The 15,440-nt window shown below is 47.1% G+C and carries 17 protein-coding genes and 1 other annotated feature; all 17 genes read right to left on the reverse strand.

Annotated features, from left to right (window positions below):
• Nucleotides 1–28: 28 nt before the first annotated feature.
• The 17 genes from rplA to clpC all read right to left on the reverse strand — a co-directional run bounded on the left by rplA (nucleotide 29) and on the right by clpC (nucleotide 15,429).
• Entirely contained in the window at nucleotides 29–727 is a 699-nt protein-coding gene (rplA, locus tag L7D49_RS07975) for a 50S ribosomal protein L1 (RefSeq protein ID WP_238080300.1), read from the reverse strand.
• Between the two features lie 114 nt (nucleotides 728–841).
• Nucleotides 842–1,267, reverse strand: a complete 426-nt coding sequence (rplK, locus tag L7D49_RS07980) for a 50S ribosomal protein L11 (protein ID WP_184209374.1) — start codon at nucleotides 1,265–1,267, stop codon at nucleotides 842–844.
• Between the two features lie 169 nt (nucleotides 1,268–1,436).
• Nucleotides 1,437–1,970: a transcription termination/antitermination protein NusG gene (nusG, locus tag L7D49_RS07985; protein ID WP_238080301.1), complete on the reverse strand. Its 534-nt coding sequence runs from the start codon at nucleotides 1,968–1,970 to the stop codon at nucleotides 1,437–1,439.
• A 110-nt stretch (nucleotides 1,971–2,080) separates the two neighbouring features.
• Complete coding sequence (gene secE / locus L7D49_RS07990) at nucleotides 2,081–2,266, reverse strand: preprotein translocase subunit SecE (RefSeq protein ID WP_207959178.1); 186 nt, start codon at nucleotides 2,264–2,266, stop codon at nucleotides 2,081–2,083.
• 47 nt (nucleotides 2,267–2,313) lie between these two features.
• Nucleotides 2,314–2,463 (reverse strand): 50S ribosomal protein L33, encoded by a 150-nt coding sequence (gene rpmG / locus L7D49_RS07995; protein ID WP_238080302.1) that lies wholly within the window; start codon nucleotides 2,461–2,463, stop codon nucleotides 2,314–2,316.
• Nucleotides 2,464–2,569: 106 nt separating this feature from the next.
• Nucleotides 2,570–3,217, reverse strand: coding sequence for an RNA polymerase sporulation sigma factor SigH (sigH, locus tag L7D49_RS08000; RefSeq protein WP_238080303.1), 648 nt, complete (start codon nucleotides 3,215–3,217; stop codon nucleotides 2,570–2,572).
• A gap of 73 nt (nucleotides 3,218–3,290) precedes the next feature.
• Nucleotides 3,291–3,806, reverse strand: coding sequence for an NYN domain-containing protein (locus L7D49_RS08005; protein WP_238080304.1), 516 nt, complete (start codon nucleotides 3,804–3,806; stop codon nucleotides 3,291–3,293).
• An 11-nt stretch (nucleotides 3,807–3,817) separates the two neighbouring features.
• Nucleotides 3,818–4,561, reverse strand: a complete 744-nt coding sequence (gene rlmB / locus L7D49_RS08010; protein WP_238080305.1) for a 23S rRNA (guanosine(2251)-2'-O)-methyltransferase RlmB — start codon at nucleotides 4,559–4,561, stop codon at nucleotides 3,818–3,820.
• Complete coding sequence (locus tag L7D49_RS08015) at nucleotides 4,558–4,980, reverse strand: Mini-ribonuclease 3 (RefSeq protein WP_238080306.1); 423 nt, start codon at nucleotides 4,978–4,980, stop codon at nucleotides 4,558–4,560. Before L7D49_RS08015 ends, rlmB begins: the two co-directional genes overlap by 4 nt.
• Before the next feature lie 5 nt (nucleotides 4,981–4,985).
• Nucleotides 4,986–6,386, reverse strand: coding sequence for a cysteine--tRNA ligase (gene cysS / locus L7D49_RS08020; RefSeq protein WP_238080307.1), 1,401 nt, complete (start codon nucleotides 6,384–6,386; stop codon nucleotides 4,986–4,988).
• Nucleotides 6,367–7,035, reverse strand: a complete 669-nt coding sequence (gene cysE / locus L7D49_RS08025; protein ID WP_238080308.1) for a serine O-acetyltransferase — start codon at nucleotides 7,033–7,035, stop codon at nucleotides 6,367–6,369. The genes cysS and cysE overlap by 20 nt, the downstream gene beginning before the upstream one ends.
• Nucleotides 7,036–7,230: 195 nt before the next feature.
• Nucleotides 7,231–7,444 (reverse strand) — a binding site (T-box leader).
• A 73-nt stretch (nucleotides 7,445–7,517) separates the two neighbouring features.
• Complete coding sequence (gltX, locus tag L7D49_RS08030; protein WP_238080309.1) at nucleotides 7,518–8,975, reverse strand: glutamate--tRNA ligase; 1,458 nt, start codon at nucleotides 8,973–8,975, stop codon at nucleotides 7,518–7,520.
• A 74-nt stretch (nucleotides 8,976–9,049) separates the two neighbouring features.
• Nucleotides 9,050–9,526: a 2-C-methyl-D-erythritol 2,4-cyclodiphosphate synthase gene (gene ispF, locus L7D49_RS08035; protein WP_238080310.1), complete on the reverse strand. Its 477-nt coding sequence runs from the start codon at nucleotides 9,524–9,526 to the stop codon at nucleotides 9,050–9,052.
• Nucleotides 9,527–9,536: 10 nt separating this feature from the next.
• Nucleotides 9,537–10,217 carry a 2-C-methyl-D-erythritol 4-phosphate cytidylyltransferase gene (gene ispD / locus L7D49_RS08040; protein WP_238080311.1) on the reverse strand — a complete coding sequence of 227 codons (681 nt, stop codon included), beginning with the start codon at nucleotides 10,215–10,217 and terminating at the stop codon, nucleotides 9,537–9,539.
• On the reverse strand, nucleotides 10,217–11,341 hold the full coding sequence (locus L7D49_RS08045) for a PIN/TRAM domain-containing protein (protein WP_238080312.1): 1,125 nt from the start codon (nucleotides 11,339–11,341) through the stop codon (nucleotides 10,217–10,219). Before L7D49_RS08045 ends, ispD begins: the two co-directional genes overlap by 1 nt.
• 186 nt (nucleotides 11,342–11,527) lie before the next feature.
• Nucleotides 11,528–12,904: a DNA repair protein RadA gene (radA, locus tag L7D49_RS08050; protein ID WP_238080313.1), complete on the reverse strand. Its 1,377-nt coding sequence runs from the start codon at nucleotides 12,902–12,904 to the stop codon at nucleotides 11,528–11,530.
• 77 nt (nucleotides 12,905–12,981) lie between these two features.
• Nucleotides 12,982–15,429 (reverse strand): ATP-dependent protease ATP-binding subunit ClpC, encoded by a 2,448-nt coding sequence (clpC, locus tag L7D49_RS08055; protein WP_238080314.1) that lies wholly within the window; start codon nucleotides 15,427–15,429, stop codon nucleotides 12,982–12,984.
• Nucleotides 15,430–15,440: the final 11 nt, after the last annotated feature.

The raw sequence follows: 15,440 nt of genomic DNA on the forward strand, positions 1-15,440 counted from the left end.
ACAGGAAAATGCGCTTGTTGTCAACAAATTATTTGATTGTTACTGAAGATGGGTCGATTTTAACTGCAGGGCCCATTGTAGTCGTCACGTTTACGGACTTCATGTATGTTCCTTTTGCTGCAGCCGGCTTCGCTTTAAGGATTGTTTCAAAAACAGTCGTGAAGTTCTCTTGAAGTTTTTGATCATCAAAAGAAGCTTTTCCGATTGGCGCGTGAATGATACCTGCTTTGTCAGCACGGTATTCAACTTTACCAGCTTTGATTTCCTCTACAGCTTTCGCCACATCAAATGTTACAGTGCCTGTTTTAGGGTTTGGCATAAGGCCTTTTGGTCCCAATACGCGACCGATCTTACCAACTTCACCCATCATGTCAGGAGTTGCAACGATTACATCAAAATCAAACCAACCTTGTTGGATTTTGTTGATGTATTCTGCATCGCCGACAAAGTCTGCGCCTGCAGCTTCCGCTTCTTTCAATTTTTCGCCTTTCGCGAAAACTAGAACGCGTTGAGTTTTACCAGTACCGTTTGGAAGCACGACAGCCCCACGGATTTGCTGGTCATTTTTACGAGTGTCGATTCCTAGGCGGAAAGCGACTTCAACTGTAGCATCAAAATTGACTGTGCTTGTTTTCTTAGCAAGCTCAATCGCTTCCTTGTAATCGTACGCTTTTGTACGTTCTACAAGTTTCGCAGCTTCAGTGAACTTTTTACCTCTTTTAGCCATTTAGATTTCCTCCTCATTGTGGTTTTAACGGATTGAACCTCCCACGAATAAGGGTTGCGTGTTCATGTGAACAAGCGCAACCCCCACTTACAAAACCTTTGCATCCGGTTGGGATCAGTCTTCGATCGTGATTCCCATACTGCGAGCAGTACCTTCAACCATTGCCATCGCCGCTTCTACAGATGCTGCGTTTAGATCTTGCATCTTCTGTTCTGCGATTTCGCGAACTTGGTCGCGCTTTACAGTTGCAACTTTTTTCTTATTAGGTTCGCCTGAACCCTTTTGAACTTTCGCTGCAACCTTCAGCAAGACTGCTGCTGGCGGAGTTTTTGTAATAAACGTAAATGAACGGTCTTCAAATACAGTTATTTCAACAGGGATGATTAATCCTGCTTGATCTGCTGTACGTGCGTTGAAATCTTTACAGAATCCCATGATGTTGACACCTGCTTGACCTAGTGCTGGTCCAACTGGTGGAGCCGGATTGGCTTTACCTGCAGGGATTTGCAATTTAACAACTTTCGTCACTTTTTTAGCCACGAGACACACCTCCTTAAGTCCGTGATGTGGTAATTGGGTTGCCCCTCCCACTCAATATGTGCCTGCCGGTTTGCACCGGTAGAATTGGTTAATCCGTCCAGACTATCAGATTATAGTCTGACCTTTGAAATGATACCACTTTCACTTGCTTTTTGCAAGTAGCAATGGATCATAATTTTTCAACTTGGTTAAATTCGAGTTCCATAATCGTTTCGCGGCCAAACATATCGACAGAAACTCGCACTTTTCCTTTGTCTGTGTCGATTTCCTCCACTTTCCCTTGGAAATGCGCAAACGGTCCTTCTAAGACTTGGATCATTTCGCCGATCTCGAAGTCGACTTCCATGTTCCGTTCCTTCATGCCCATCTGTTTCAAAATGAAATCCACTTCTTCTGGAAGGAGCGGTGTCGGCTTAGCGCCGCCGCCTGAGGAACCAATAAAGCCGGTAACGCCCGGCGTATTGCGGACGACATACCAAGAATCGTCAGTCATGACAAGTTCGACGAGCACATAGCCCGGGAACGTCTTTTTCATGACTGTCCGTTTCTTGCCATCCTTAAAATCTGTTTCCTGCTCTTCCGGGATGACGACACGAAATATTTTGTCTTGCATACCCATTGTCTCCACACGCTTTTCCAAGTTAGCTTTTACTTTGTTCTCATAACCGGAATACGTATGGACGACATACCATTTTTTCTCCATCTCCATATCGACGAGGACTGTGTCCGTCCCTCCTTTTTCAATTCAAAATGAAAAAACCCGTTCATTTGTTCAGACGGGATATTTTCAAAAAAGATATTCATACTGCCTTATTATAACGCAAGATACCATTCCATTACTTGTGATATGCCCAAATCGACTAAGCCGAAATAGATCGCCATGAAGACGACTGTGGAAATAACGACAATCGTGTAGCGAGTCAATTGCTTACGTTTCGGCCAGCTGACTTTCCGCATTTCCCCGACAACATCTCTTAAAAAACCGGTTATCTTCCCCATTACTCTGTAAACCTCCGAATTTATAGTGCCTTACGCAAAAGAGTGTTTCACGCGGTCTGCTTGTGTATTGTATGTGCATTGCAGTGGCTGCAAAATTTCTTAACTATCAATCGCTCAGCAGTTTTACTGCTAGTTGCAGGAACCGAATAGTTCCTTGAACCGCACTTCTCGCAGCTTACTATTATTTTTTTTGACATTTTATCACCTGTCAATGTTTGTCCATACCTTGGTAAAGAGTATCATTTAAACTTTTCCATGTCAACACACTGGTAAATGTCTTACAGCAACATAAACTTCATTCCATCAGCGGATCGGCTCCAGTTGCATATGGCGCTCCAGCTTACGTTTAATGCGCTGAAGGGCATTGTCAACCGACTTCACTTGCCGATTGAGCTCATCCGAAATTTCCTGATAAGTCTGGCCTTCCAAGTAGAGCGTCAGCACTTGCTTTTCTAAACCGCTTAGGACTTTATTGATCTCATCTTCCATATTCGAAAAATCCTCTTTGTGGATCATCAAATCTTCCGGATCGTCCAGTTCGGATCCGGCAATGACATCAAGCAATGTGCGGTCGGATTCCTCATCAAAAACAGGCTTGTCCAGCGAAACAGACGTATTGAGCGGAATATGCTTCTGCCTTGTCGCAGTCTTAATCGCCGTAATGATCTGCCTCGTTATGCAAAGTTCCGCAAATGCTTTGAACGAGCTAAGCCGATCTCCCTTAAAATCACGGATGGCTTTATACAGTCCGATCATGCCTTCCTGGATGATATCCTCACGGTCTCCGCCCATCATGAAATATGAGCGCGCTTTCATTCTTACAAAAGGTTGGTATTTTGTAATTAAATAATCCAACCCATCTGTTCCCCCATCGTGAATGATCCCCACTAGCTCTTCATCGGTAAGTTCGGTGAAATCCGAGTTCCCCTCTTGCACAAATGTCTTTGCCACCAATACCCCCACCCCCGAATCTTCGTTGCCATTTCACCAAGTATACCGTATGGAAAATTTTTGCGTCAACCGTTCATTTCAAACCGCGTCTCCACTTTTCAAATATTTCAGCAACTTCATCGGACAATTGGATCTTTGAAAACGGCCGTTGGTCCTGGATATCCTTCACTTGTTTTGCAATCCGGTGATCAATATCATCCATCTCAATTTCTAGTTCTCTCGCGGATTTCCGTAGCGCCCCTTGAGCAAAAATAACCCACTGCTCCGTACGGTCTGAGGTGGCGACATGTATTTGCACACGCCGCCCGCTCAATTCCGCCACCAGTTTTTCGATGCGTTCATCCGCTGTTTCATTTTCCCGGGTGAAGATCACTTCGACATGATGTTTCAAATTTTTCTTTTCGATGCCAGGCACAAGATGGGCATCAAACAGGACAATGACCCGCCATCCTGTATGGGCTTTATATTCTGCCATCCGTTCGATAAGACGGTCCCGCGCATCCGCGAGCCTCTCTTGTTTCAACGAACGGAGTTCCTGCCAAGCGCCGATTATATTGTAGCCGTCGACGAGCAATATATCTTTCTTCATAACATTTGCCGTTACGGCCGTCGTTTCCGCAGAACTTCATACATCAAGAGCGAAGCGGCGACCGATGCGTTGAGCGATGTAACATGTCCGACCATCGGCAAGGAATAAAGGAAATCGCATTTCTCCCTTAAAATCCGGGACATGCCTTTACCTTCACTGCCGATAATGATGGCAAGCGGCAGTGTGGCATCCATCGAACGATAATCTTGCGAACCGGAAGCATCAGTGCCTGCAATCCAAACACCGGATTTCTTTAAGTCTTCTACTGTCTGGGATAAATTGTTCACCCGTACGACCGGAATATGTTCAATGGCTCCAGTTGAAGCTTTCGCCACAATTCCCGTTAATCCGACAGATCTTCTTTTAGGAATGATCACTCCATGGACGCCAGTCGCATCGGCAGTCCGGAGGATCGACCCTAAATTATGCGGGTCTTCCAATTCATCCAGAATAAGAAAAAACGGATCTTCCTGACGCGCCTTCGCCCTCTCGAATAGCTCTGGGAGTTCAGCGTACCGGTAAGCGGCGACCGATGCGATGATTCCTTGGTGATTCATTTCCAGCATCGTATCCAGCTTCCGTTTCGGAACCTCCTGAATGACGATACCTGAACGTTTTGCCAGTGAAATGATTTCCCCAATGCTCTTTTTGTTCAAGCCTTCCGCAATCCAAATTTTGTTCAATTCTCTGCCGGATCGCAAAGCTTCCGCCACGGGATTTTTGCCTCCGATCAGTTCAGCTTCATGCGTTGTCAAAATGTGCCCTCCTCCTTTGGCTGCTCCACGAACTCAATCGATTCCCGAATGAATTCCGTGAGTCGCTCTGCTCTTCCAAGCAAGTATAGATATCCGACCACCGCTTCAAACCCCGAACTATAGTTGTACGTAATAACATCTGTATGTTTAGGCACAGAGCCTGATTTTGCATTGCGTCCGCGGCGGAGGACTCCTTCTTCCTCCTCTGTCAGAAAACCGGATTGCTGCAGCATTTTGATTGCCGCAGCCTGCGCCTTTGCAGAAACATACTTGGTCGCCTCTTTATGGAGGGTGTTCGGCTTCACCTTTCCTGAGCGCAGCAGATGCTCTCGGACTGCCTGCTCGTAAACCGCATCCCCCATATAGGCGAGCGCCAGCGCATTCATCTGTTTGACATCGATATCACGCAGACTATACATGGCGGTCACCCTCTTTTCCAACGGGTGCCTTGCGCCGTATCTTCCAACAAAATGCCCTGCCCCTTCAGCTCTTCCCGGATTTCATCAGCTCTGGCAAAATTACGTTCCCGTCTCGCTGTCAGCCGCTCCTCGATCAAGGCTTCAATCTCATCATCGAGCAACTCTCCTTCGCTTTGGAACGGAAGTCCAAGAACGCCCATCAGTCGGTCGAAGGTTTCGATAAAATATGACAAGACTTGCACTTGCGTATTCTCTTCTAGCAAATATACATTGGCCAACTTGACGAGATCAAAGATGGCTGCCATTGCATTTGCCGTATTAAAATCGTCATCCATCGCTGTTTCAAAGGCACGCACGAGTTCATCCACTTTGTGAATCCAAATATCATGTTGATCACCGAGATCCGCAGACGTTTCCAGGCGGTAATTCAAGTTGCTGTAAGCAGTCCGTATACGCTCCAATGCGTTTTTCGCACTCTCCACAAGATCCTGCGAGAAGTTGACAGGATGTCTGTAATGGACAGACAGCATGAAGAAGCGGAGCACCTGAGGATCGATCTGCTTCCGGATATCATTCACAAGAATGAAGTTTCCGAGCGACTTCGACATTTTTTCATTGTCGATATTAATATAGCCATTGTGCATCCAATACCGCGCAAATTCTTTTCCTGTCATCGCTTCCGACTGGGCAATTTCATTCTCATGATGAGGGAATGCCAAGTCCTGTCCTCCAGCATGGATATCAATCGTGTCTCCGAGATGCTCCCTTGCCATGACGGAGCATTCGATATGCCAGCCTGGACGCCCTGGACCCCAAGGGCTATCCCATGCAATTTCTCCTTCTTTTGCCGATTTCCACAGAGCAAAATCAAGAGCATTTTCTTTTATGGCACTTTCTTCAATTCGGGCACCGACTTTCAATTCATCGATTGATTGATGGGACAGTTTGCCGTAATTATCGAATTTCCGTGTTCGGTAATATACATCACCATGAGATTCATAAGCAAATCCTTTGTCGATCAACACTTCGATAAATGCAATGATATCCTCAATATGCTCCGTCACTCGCGGATGAATATCTGCCTTTTCACATCCAAGCGCTCCTACATCCTCGAAATAGGCATTAATAAAGCGGGCGGTCAGTTCCCCTACTTCTTCGCCAAGCTCATTTGCAGTCCGGATGATTTTATCATCGACATCCGTAAAATTTGAGACGTAAGTGACATCATAGCCCCGATATTCAAGATAGCGGCGGACCGTATCAAAGACGATAACCGGCCGGGCATTTCCAATATGGATATAGTTGTATACGGTCGGTCCGCACACATACATCTTGACCTTTCCTTCTTCCATTGGAATGAAAGGTTCCTTTTTCCGCGTCAGCGTATTATAAATTTGTATGCTCATGTCGTTCTCCTCCCATTTTTTCCAGCTCCGCAAGACGGCTTTTTAATTGTGCGATTTCTCGTTTCATTTGATCACACGTCTCTTCGACAGGATCAGGCATTTTATGATGATCTAATTTTTCTTTTACACGCACACCGTTGGTGATGACCACTTTCCCTGGTATCCCGACAACCGTTGAATCAGGCGGTACGTCCTTCAAAACGACAGATCCGGCTCCGACCTTACTGTTCTCACCGATTGTAATGGAACCAAGCACTTTCGCTCCTGAAGCGACAAGCACATTGTTATGCAGTGTCGGATGGCGCTTTCCTTTTTCCTTGCCGGTACCGCCAAGCGTCACCCCTTGATAGAGCGTAACATCGTCGCCAATTTCACAAGTTTCGCCGATCACGATGCCCATCCCATGGTCAATGAACAAGCGTCTGCCAATTACGGCACCCGGGTGAATTTCAATTCCCGTGAAAAATCGGCTGACCTGAGATACGACACGCGCCAAAAACAAAAATTTTCTTTTATACAAGGCATGCGCAAATCGATGCGCCCAAATGGCATGGAGGCCAGAATACGTCAACACGACTTCGATTGTACTGCGCGCTGCCGGGTCCTGTTCAAAGATACACCGGATATCCTCTCTCATCCTCTTGAACAATGTAGATCCCTCCATACTTTCTAACTATTTTTCATACACAATGGCAATCGAACCGAGGCATTGGCAGGGAACAACAGCAAAGAGCCGGCACTTAAAATAGAGCTTTTCCATCCGAAACACTGGAAATGCATCATGTTTAATCCTGCCTCCACCCAGAATCCGCCAAATAAAAAAATGCGCCCCTGTCCGTAATTAGACAGAGACGCATGATCTGCGCGGTTCCACTCTTCTTGGAAGTTCAACCTTCCCGCTTAAAGCCTTTAACGCAGGCATACGTCCGGCCTACTGTAAGTTCGGCGCGGCACTCAAGGGGGCATTTCTACAATACAGCGGCCTGGATCACTTTCAGCCGGTGATGATCCTCTCTGTAAAGCATGTATCGTGTACTTCTCCCTATCAACGCTTTTATCGTTCGGAATACATTGTATGTCAATTGTACACAGACTATCAGGAAAGTCAATTCATTAATCTGCCTGTGAAGTTTAAATAAATTTTGCAACCCGGCTAAGCGTTTTCTCTTTGCCGATCAGCGCAATGGACTCTGGAAGTTCCGGGCCGTGCATTTGGCCTGTCGCCACAACACGAATCGGCATGAAAAGGTTCTTGCCTTTATGTCCTGTTTCTTTTTGCACCGCTTTAATAGCTGCCTTAATCGAATCTGCATCAAATGATTCCAGTTCTGACAGTTGTTTATGGAAAGACGCCATCACTTCCGGCACTTGCTCCCCAGCTAATACTTCTTTGGATTGTTCATCATATTCCACTTCATCCGTGAAGAACTGGGCGGTCAATTCTACAATCTCCGCTCCATAGCTCAGCTGTGTATGGTAAAGCGCGATCAGGTCATGGACCCACGCACGCTGGTCGTCCGTCATGTTTTCAGAAATACGCCCAGCTGCTTGCAAATGCGGCAAGGTTAGCTCAATCACTTCTTCCAAGCTGCGTTTTTTCACATATTGATTGTTCATCCAAGTCAACTTTTGCTTATCGAACATGGATGGAGATTTAGATAAGCGGCTTTCGTCAAACAGCTTCACCAGCTCATCATGAGTAAAGATTTCCTCTTCCCCGCCCGGAGACCAGCCGAGCAGCGCAAAGAAGTTGAACATCGCATCAGGCAAATAGCCAAGGTCTTTATATTGAGAAATGAATTGGATGATCGACTCGTCACGTTTCGACAGCTTTTTCCGATCTTCATTCACAATCAATGTCATATGGCCGAAGCGAGGATATTCCCAGCCGAACACATCATAGATCATCAATTGCTTTGGTGTATTAGTCAAATGCTCTTCTCCGCGGAATACATGGGAGATTTTCATCAGATGATCATCGATGACCACCGCAAAATTGTACGTTGGAATCCCGTTCGCTTTGACGAGCACCCAATCGCCCACATCTTTGGACTCAAATGCCACCTTGCCGCGAACCATATCATCCACTTCGTACGTTACATTTTCAGGAACCCTCATGCGAATTGTATATGGCATGCCGGACGCTTCCTTTTCAGCTACTTCCTCAGCAGTCAAATGGCGGCAAGTGCCCGCATACATAGGAGCTGCAATTCCGGACGCTTTCTGTCTTTCCCGCTCCGCCTCCAGCTCTTCCGTTGTGCAGAAACATTTATAGGCATGACCCTTTTCAAGCATTTCCTTCGCATATTCTGTATAGATATCCAAGCGTTCCATCTGGCGGTACGGACCATATGGCCCACCCACATCAACGGATTCATCATGATGGATGCCCAGCCACTTCAAGTTATCAAGCTGTGACAATTCACCCGCTTCAATATTCCGTCCTGTATCCGTATCCTCGATTCGGATTATGAACTTCCCTCCGTGGTGTCGGGCGAATAAATAGTTGAATAACGCTGTCCGGGCACCGCCGATATGCAAATGGCCTGTCGGGCTCGGCGCGTAACGTACGCGTACTTCTGTTGACATAATGAGTCCATCTCCGTTCATTTATAAGTATTTCCTGTGTCATTTTACCATTGTGGCAATCAATTTGAAAGGTGTCATTCCTTGACAAGAAGAATGGTCGCCATGGAGGCAATCCCTTCTTCCCTTCCAGTGAAGCCCAACTTTTCTGTAGTCGTCGCTTTGACATTCACTTGCGATACATCCGCTTTCAGCAACTCCGCCACACGCTGCTGGATTTCACCGATATACGGTGCCATCTTCGGACGCTGCGCAATAATTGTGCAGTCGATATTTCCAAGCTTATATCCGCGTCCTTCGACGAGCTCCCAGATCTTTTCAAGCAAAACAGCGGAATCCGCATCTTTAAACTCCGCATCCGTATCAGGGAAATGCCGTCCGATATCCCCTTCGCCAATCGCTCCGAGTGCTGCATCAGTAATCGTATGTAATAGTACATCCGCGTCCGAATGCCCTGTTAGCCCTTTTTCATGTGGAATCGTCACGCCTCCAATAATTAGCGGCCGTCCTTCCGCGAACTCATGCACGTCAAAACCTTGTCCAACTCGAATCATCATAATCCTCCTACTGTCTGCGTGATAAAAAGATCTCGCCGAAGACAAGATCCTCTTTCGTCGTCATTTTCACATTATCGTAAGTACTCTCCACTACTCTGATCGGATGTCCGAGCCTTTCCACAAGCATGGATTCATCGGTTCCAAGGAACCCTTCTGCTTCCGCTTTTTCGGATGCCTCCGACAGCACCTCATATCGGAAAGCCTGCGGAGTCTGGATGATCCAAAGACGGTCCCGATCCACCGTTTCCTCTACTATACCATCTGATGCCATTTTCATCGTATCCTTCGCTTGGACGCCGGCAATGGCAGCTCCATGAGTCTCCGCATTTTCAACGAGGCGGTGTATCACATCTCGGTGTATGAATGGCCTAGCAGCATCATGGACCAGAACAATGCCCCCGGTCTGATGCGCTTGGATGCAGGCGGCGACACTCTGCTGCCGCTCGCCGCCTCCATCAACCAGCTGATTTGCTTTGGTAATCCCGAACTGGCTAAGCAATCCTTTAATTTCATTTCTTTCGTCAGGACGGATAGCCAAAATAATCTGCTCACAAGCGGGATCCTGTTCAAACACATCCAAAGTATGAATTAATATTGGCTTATCGCCCAGCTCAAGAAAAAGCTTATTTCGACCTGCACCCATCCGCTTGCCGCTTCCGGCTGCAGGGATCATCACTGTATATTTCACTAACTACCCCATCTTTCCAATTTCCGGCCGTTTGTATCTGATTTTCCGTTTTTCGGCTTGGCAAAAATCATCCGGCCTGCCGATGTTTGCAGCACGCTTGTCACTACAACATCGATTGTATTGCCGATATGCGTTTTTCCCTCTTCGATGACAATCATTGTACCATCATCCAAATAAGCGACCCCTTGATTATGCTCCTTGCCATCTTTAATGACAGCGACATGCATTTCTTCTCCAGGAATGACAACGGGCTTCACCGCATTAGCCAGATCATTAATATTCAATACGGATACACCGTGAAGATCCGCTACTTTATTCAAATTAAAATCATTTGTAACAACAAGTCCATTCATGCTTTTCGCCAGGCGGACAAGCTTGAGATCCACTTCCGCTACGTCCGCGAAGTCTTCATCGGTAATTAGAATTTGAGGCCCTTCTTCCGTCTGCAGACGCTTCAAAACGTCTAGACCCCGTCTTCCTTTCGTACGCTTTAACGTATCGGAGGAATCTGCGATATGCTGTAATTCCGTAAGGACAAACTGAGGTACGACCAAGATCCCCTCCAGGAATCCAGTCGATGCAATATCTGCTACTCGGCCATCAATGATGACACTCGTATCTAAAATTTTATTCAGGCTATCCTTAGGACGGGCAGCTTCACCCCCGTCTTTTTTCTTTGGACCGCTGTTGCGGATGGATACCATGGCATTAATAAACTCTTCCCGCTTTTTAAAACCCACTTGGAAGCCGAGATATCCGAGCAATATAGAAAGCAGGACAGGAAGAATGGATGTAATGACCGGTATTTCAACACTGCTGAGGCCGAAGCTCACGAGGAAAGCGACACTCAACCCAACCATTAGCCCGACGGTTCCAAATAACAGATCAAAAATCGGTGCCTTCAATAGTAGATCTTCCATCCACTTGATGAAATTCACAATGGGTTCAGTTAGAAAGATGCTTAGTAAATATAAAACAATAGCGCCAAGTACAGCTGCCACATAAGGGTTATCGATCATCGGTCTAGACGTGAAGGAAAAAAGGGAAAATAAATGCGGTAAAAACAAGACGCCGAGCGTGCCGCCGATCAGTAAAAAACCGACTTGGACAACTCTTTTTAACATAGGAACACCTCCTTTTATTAGTAAATACTATACACGTATTCAGTTAATTACGCTTTGATGAACACCCCATCTCCTCAAAAATAAACCTTTCCTATTAGACTTCATGACGCTTCAACAGGTTTCGACCTGAAACAGAATCAGTACATCTGTATCATTTCGGGCGTATGCCCCGGGCAGCCCTGCAAATCAGGACTGTCCGAATGCGAGCTTCATCGCGTCACCTATCGTTTCGACACCGACGACTTGAATCCCTGCCGGATAATCCCAGCCGCCCAAATTGGAGCTAGGAACGAAGGCACGCTCAAAGCCTAATTTCGCCGCCTCTGTCACTCGCTGTTCAATGCGGGAAACCCTGCGGACTTCTCCGGTCAATCCCACTTCGCCGATAAAGCAATCCGTAACGCCGACCGAAAGATCCCGATAGCTGGATACAATGCTCATCAGTACCGCCAGGTCGATCGCTGGCTCATCCAGCTTGACGCCTCCTGCGACTTTAATATACGCATCTTGCGCTTGTAATAGCATTCCCATTCTCTTTTCCAAAACAGCCATGAGAAGGGAGACCCGATTTTGATCGAGTCCTGTCGCCATCCGTTTCGGATAATTAAAACTCGACGGCGTAACAAGTGCTTGAATTTCCACCAGGATGGGCCTTGTCCCTTCCATGGAAGCGACAACAGTGGAACCAGCTCCACCTTGAGAACGTTCCCGCAAAAATAGTTCAGATGGATTCAGCACTTCTTTCAAACCGGATTGAAGCATTTCAAAAATGGCAATTTCGTTCGTTGAACCGAAACGGTTTTTTACACTGCGCAAAATCCGGTACGTATGATGACGCTCACCTTCAAAATAGAGAACGGTGTCCACCATATGCTCCAGCAGTCGCGGCCCTGCAATCTGCCCATCCTTCGTCACGTGCCCGACGATGAAAATGGCGATATTCTGCGTCTTGGCAATCCGCATCAATTCCGCGGTACATTCTCTCACCTGGGAGACACTTCCCGGCGCAGACGTCACTTCCGGATGGTGGATCGTCTGAATGGAATCCGCAATGACGAGCTGAGGCTTCACTTCAGCAATCGTCTCATGTATTTTACCCAAATCCGTCTCTGCGTAAATATAAAGTTCGTCTGATATGACACCTAATCGTTCAGCACGGAGCTTCGTCTGCCGGATCGATTCCTCACCCGAAATATAGAGGACTCGCTGGCCTTTATTCGCCAAGAGCGAGGAGACTTGTAGGAGCAATGTCGATTTACCGATCCCCGGGTCCCCGCCGATCAAAATGAGGGAGCCTGGCACAATGCCTCCTCCAAGCACACGATTCAACTCATCAAGGTCCGTATCGACCCTCGGCTCCTGAATCGTTTCAATTGAATTGATCGGCACCGCTTTACTAAGAATGCTAGTTGAATGCTGAAATGCGCCACGTGGCCCTTTTTGAACAATCTCAACTTCCTCATCCATCGTATTCCATTCCCCGCAGCCCGGGCATCGTCCCATCCATTTAGGGGACTCATAGCCACAAGACCTGCACATGAACTTCGTTTTCTTTTTAGCCATTCGTTCCTCCATATATACGAAAAAGACAGCCCTTTCCGCCGATTTATAGCTAGACGGAAGGGCTATCCTTTCTACTGTTATTTTTCTGCAACAGCTTCTTTTTCAGTTTTCACAACAAAATTGCCATCTTCCACATCGACGAGCACTTTTCCGCCTGTAAGCACCGTACCTTTAAGAAGTTCTTCAGACAACTTATCTTCTACATGTTTTTGAAGCGCACGGCGCAATGGACGAGCCCCGTAATCAGGGTCATATCCTTCTTCCGCGATTTTCAGTTTCGCTTCGTCCGACAAGACAAGTTCAATGTCCTGCTCAGCAAGGCGTTTTGTCAATTCATTCGACATCAGTGTAATAATCTCTTTTAGATGCTCTTTTTCAAGTGAATGGAAGACAATCATCTCATCCACACGGTTCAAGAATTCAGGACGGAATGCTTTTTTCAACTCTTCTAGCATTTTCCCTTTCATATCTTCGTAATCCCGTTCGCCGTCTTGAAGATTGAATCCGACATAACGGTTCTTCTTCAATGCTTCCGCTCCGACGTTCGATGTCATAATGACAACCGTATTGCGGAAGTCGACTGTACGGCCCTTTGAATCCGTAAGCCTTCCATCCTCCAAAACTTGCAGGAGAATATTAAAGACATCAGGATGCGCCTTCTCGATTTCATCAAGCAGGACAACGGAGTATGGTTTGCGGCGCACTTTCTCTGTCAATTGTCCGCCTTCATCATAGCCGACATAGCCAGGAGGTGAACCGACGAGTCGGGATGTCGCATGCTTTTCCATGTACTCGGACATGTCAATCCGGATCATCGCATCTTCGTCACCAAACATCGCTTCCGCCAGCGCACGGGCCAGTTCTGTCTTCCCGACCCCTGTAGGGCCAAGGAAAATGAATGAACCGATCGGGCGCTTCGGATCTTTCAATCCGGCACGCGCACGTCGAATTGCCCGGGAAATGGCGGTTACCGCTTCTTTCTGGCCAATGACGCGCTCATGAAGCAATTCTTCCATGTTCAATAATTTCGCTGTCTCTGTTTCTGCGATTTTAGCTACCGGCACGCCAGTCCACATCGCAACGACTTCCGCTATATCATTAACCGTTACTTCTGATTCTTTTTGGCCTTGTTTTTCTTTCCAAGCCGCCTTCGTTTTTTCGAGCTCTTCCTTCATCTTCTGTTCCTTGTCTCGGAAGGATGCGGCCTTTTCGAATTCCTGGCTTTGAACTGCCGCGTTCTTCTCATGGCGGATTGCTTCCAGCTTCGCTTCCAACTCTTTTAAGTTAGGAGGCGTTGTATAAGAACGAAGGCGAACCTTTGAACCCGCTTCGTCGATTAAATCAATCGCTTTGTCAGGAAGGAAACGGTCCGAAATATAGCGATCTGACATTTTCGCTGCCGCTTCGATCGCCTCATCCGTAATCTTTACCCGGTGATGCGCTTCATACCGGTCTCTAAGCCCACGAATAATCTGAATGGACTCTTCGACTGTCGGCTCATCGACTTGAATCGGTTGGAAACGGCGCTCAAGCGCAGCATCTTTCTCAATATATTTACGGTATTCATCAAGTGTCGTTGCACCGATGCATTGAAGCTCCCCGCGGGCCAAAGATGGCTTCAGAATGTTAGAGGCATCGATCGCCCCTTCTGCTCCACCGGCTCCGATCAACGTATGCAATTCATCGATGAATAAAATGATATTTCCGGCTTGACGGATTTCCTCCATCACTTTTTTCATGCGGTCTTCAAATTCACCACGGTATTTTGTACCCGCGACGACTGTTCCCATATCGAGTGTCATAACCCGTTTATCACGAAGGATTTCAGGTACTTCATTGTTGACGATCTGCTGGGCAAGACCTTCAGCAATCGCCGTCTTCCCGACACCCGGCTCCCCAATCAGTACCGGATTGTTTTTCGTACGGCGTGCAAGCACTTCAATGACACGTGTAATTTCCTTGCTCCGTCCGATGACAGGGTCCAAAGATCCTTCACGGGCGATTTCAGTCAAATCACGGGCCAGACTATCCAATGTCGGCGTAGAGGCCGAAGAGGACGGCCCTTGAGTTCCTACTGAGCTGTCATTGTTTCCTAGCAATTGAAGCACCTGCTGCCGTGCACGGTTCAGGCTGACGCCTGCGTTGTTCAGCACGCGGGCTGCGACGCCTTCACCTTCCCGAATAAGCGCAAGCAGAATATGCTCAGTTCCAATGTAAGAATGGCCGAGTTTCCGAGATTCATCTACAGAAAGCTCGATCACTTTTTTCGCTCTTGGTGTGTAATGCACGATCGGGCCGACATCCTTATTGCCTGTTCCAACGAGGCTTTCAACGCCTTTTTCGATCGTTTCGAAGCTGACATCGATGGCTTCAAGCGCTTTAGCCGCAATGCCTCCGCCTTCACGGATCAAACCTAATAAGATGTGTTCTGTGCCGATGGATTCATGTTTCATCCGAATTGCTTCTTCTTGAGCCAGTTGCAATACTTTTTGGGCCCTCTGCGTAAGACGATTATTAAACATCATATCCATTCCAC

Origin of the sequence: Sporosarcina cyprini, assembly GCF_022048975.1 — a bacterium.
GTDB lineage: Bacteria > Bacillota > Bacilli > Bacillales_A > Planococcaceae > Sporosarcina > Sporosarcina cyprini.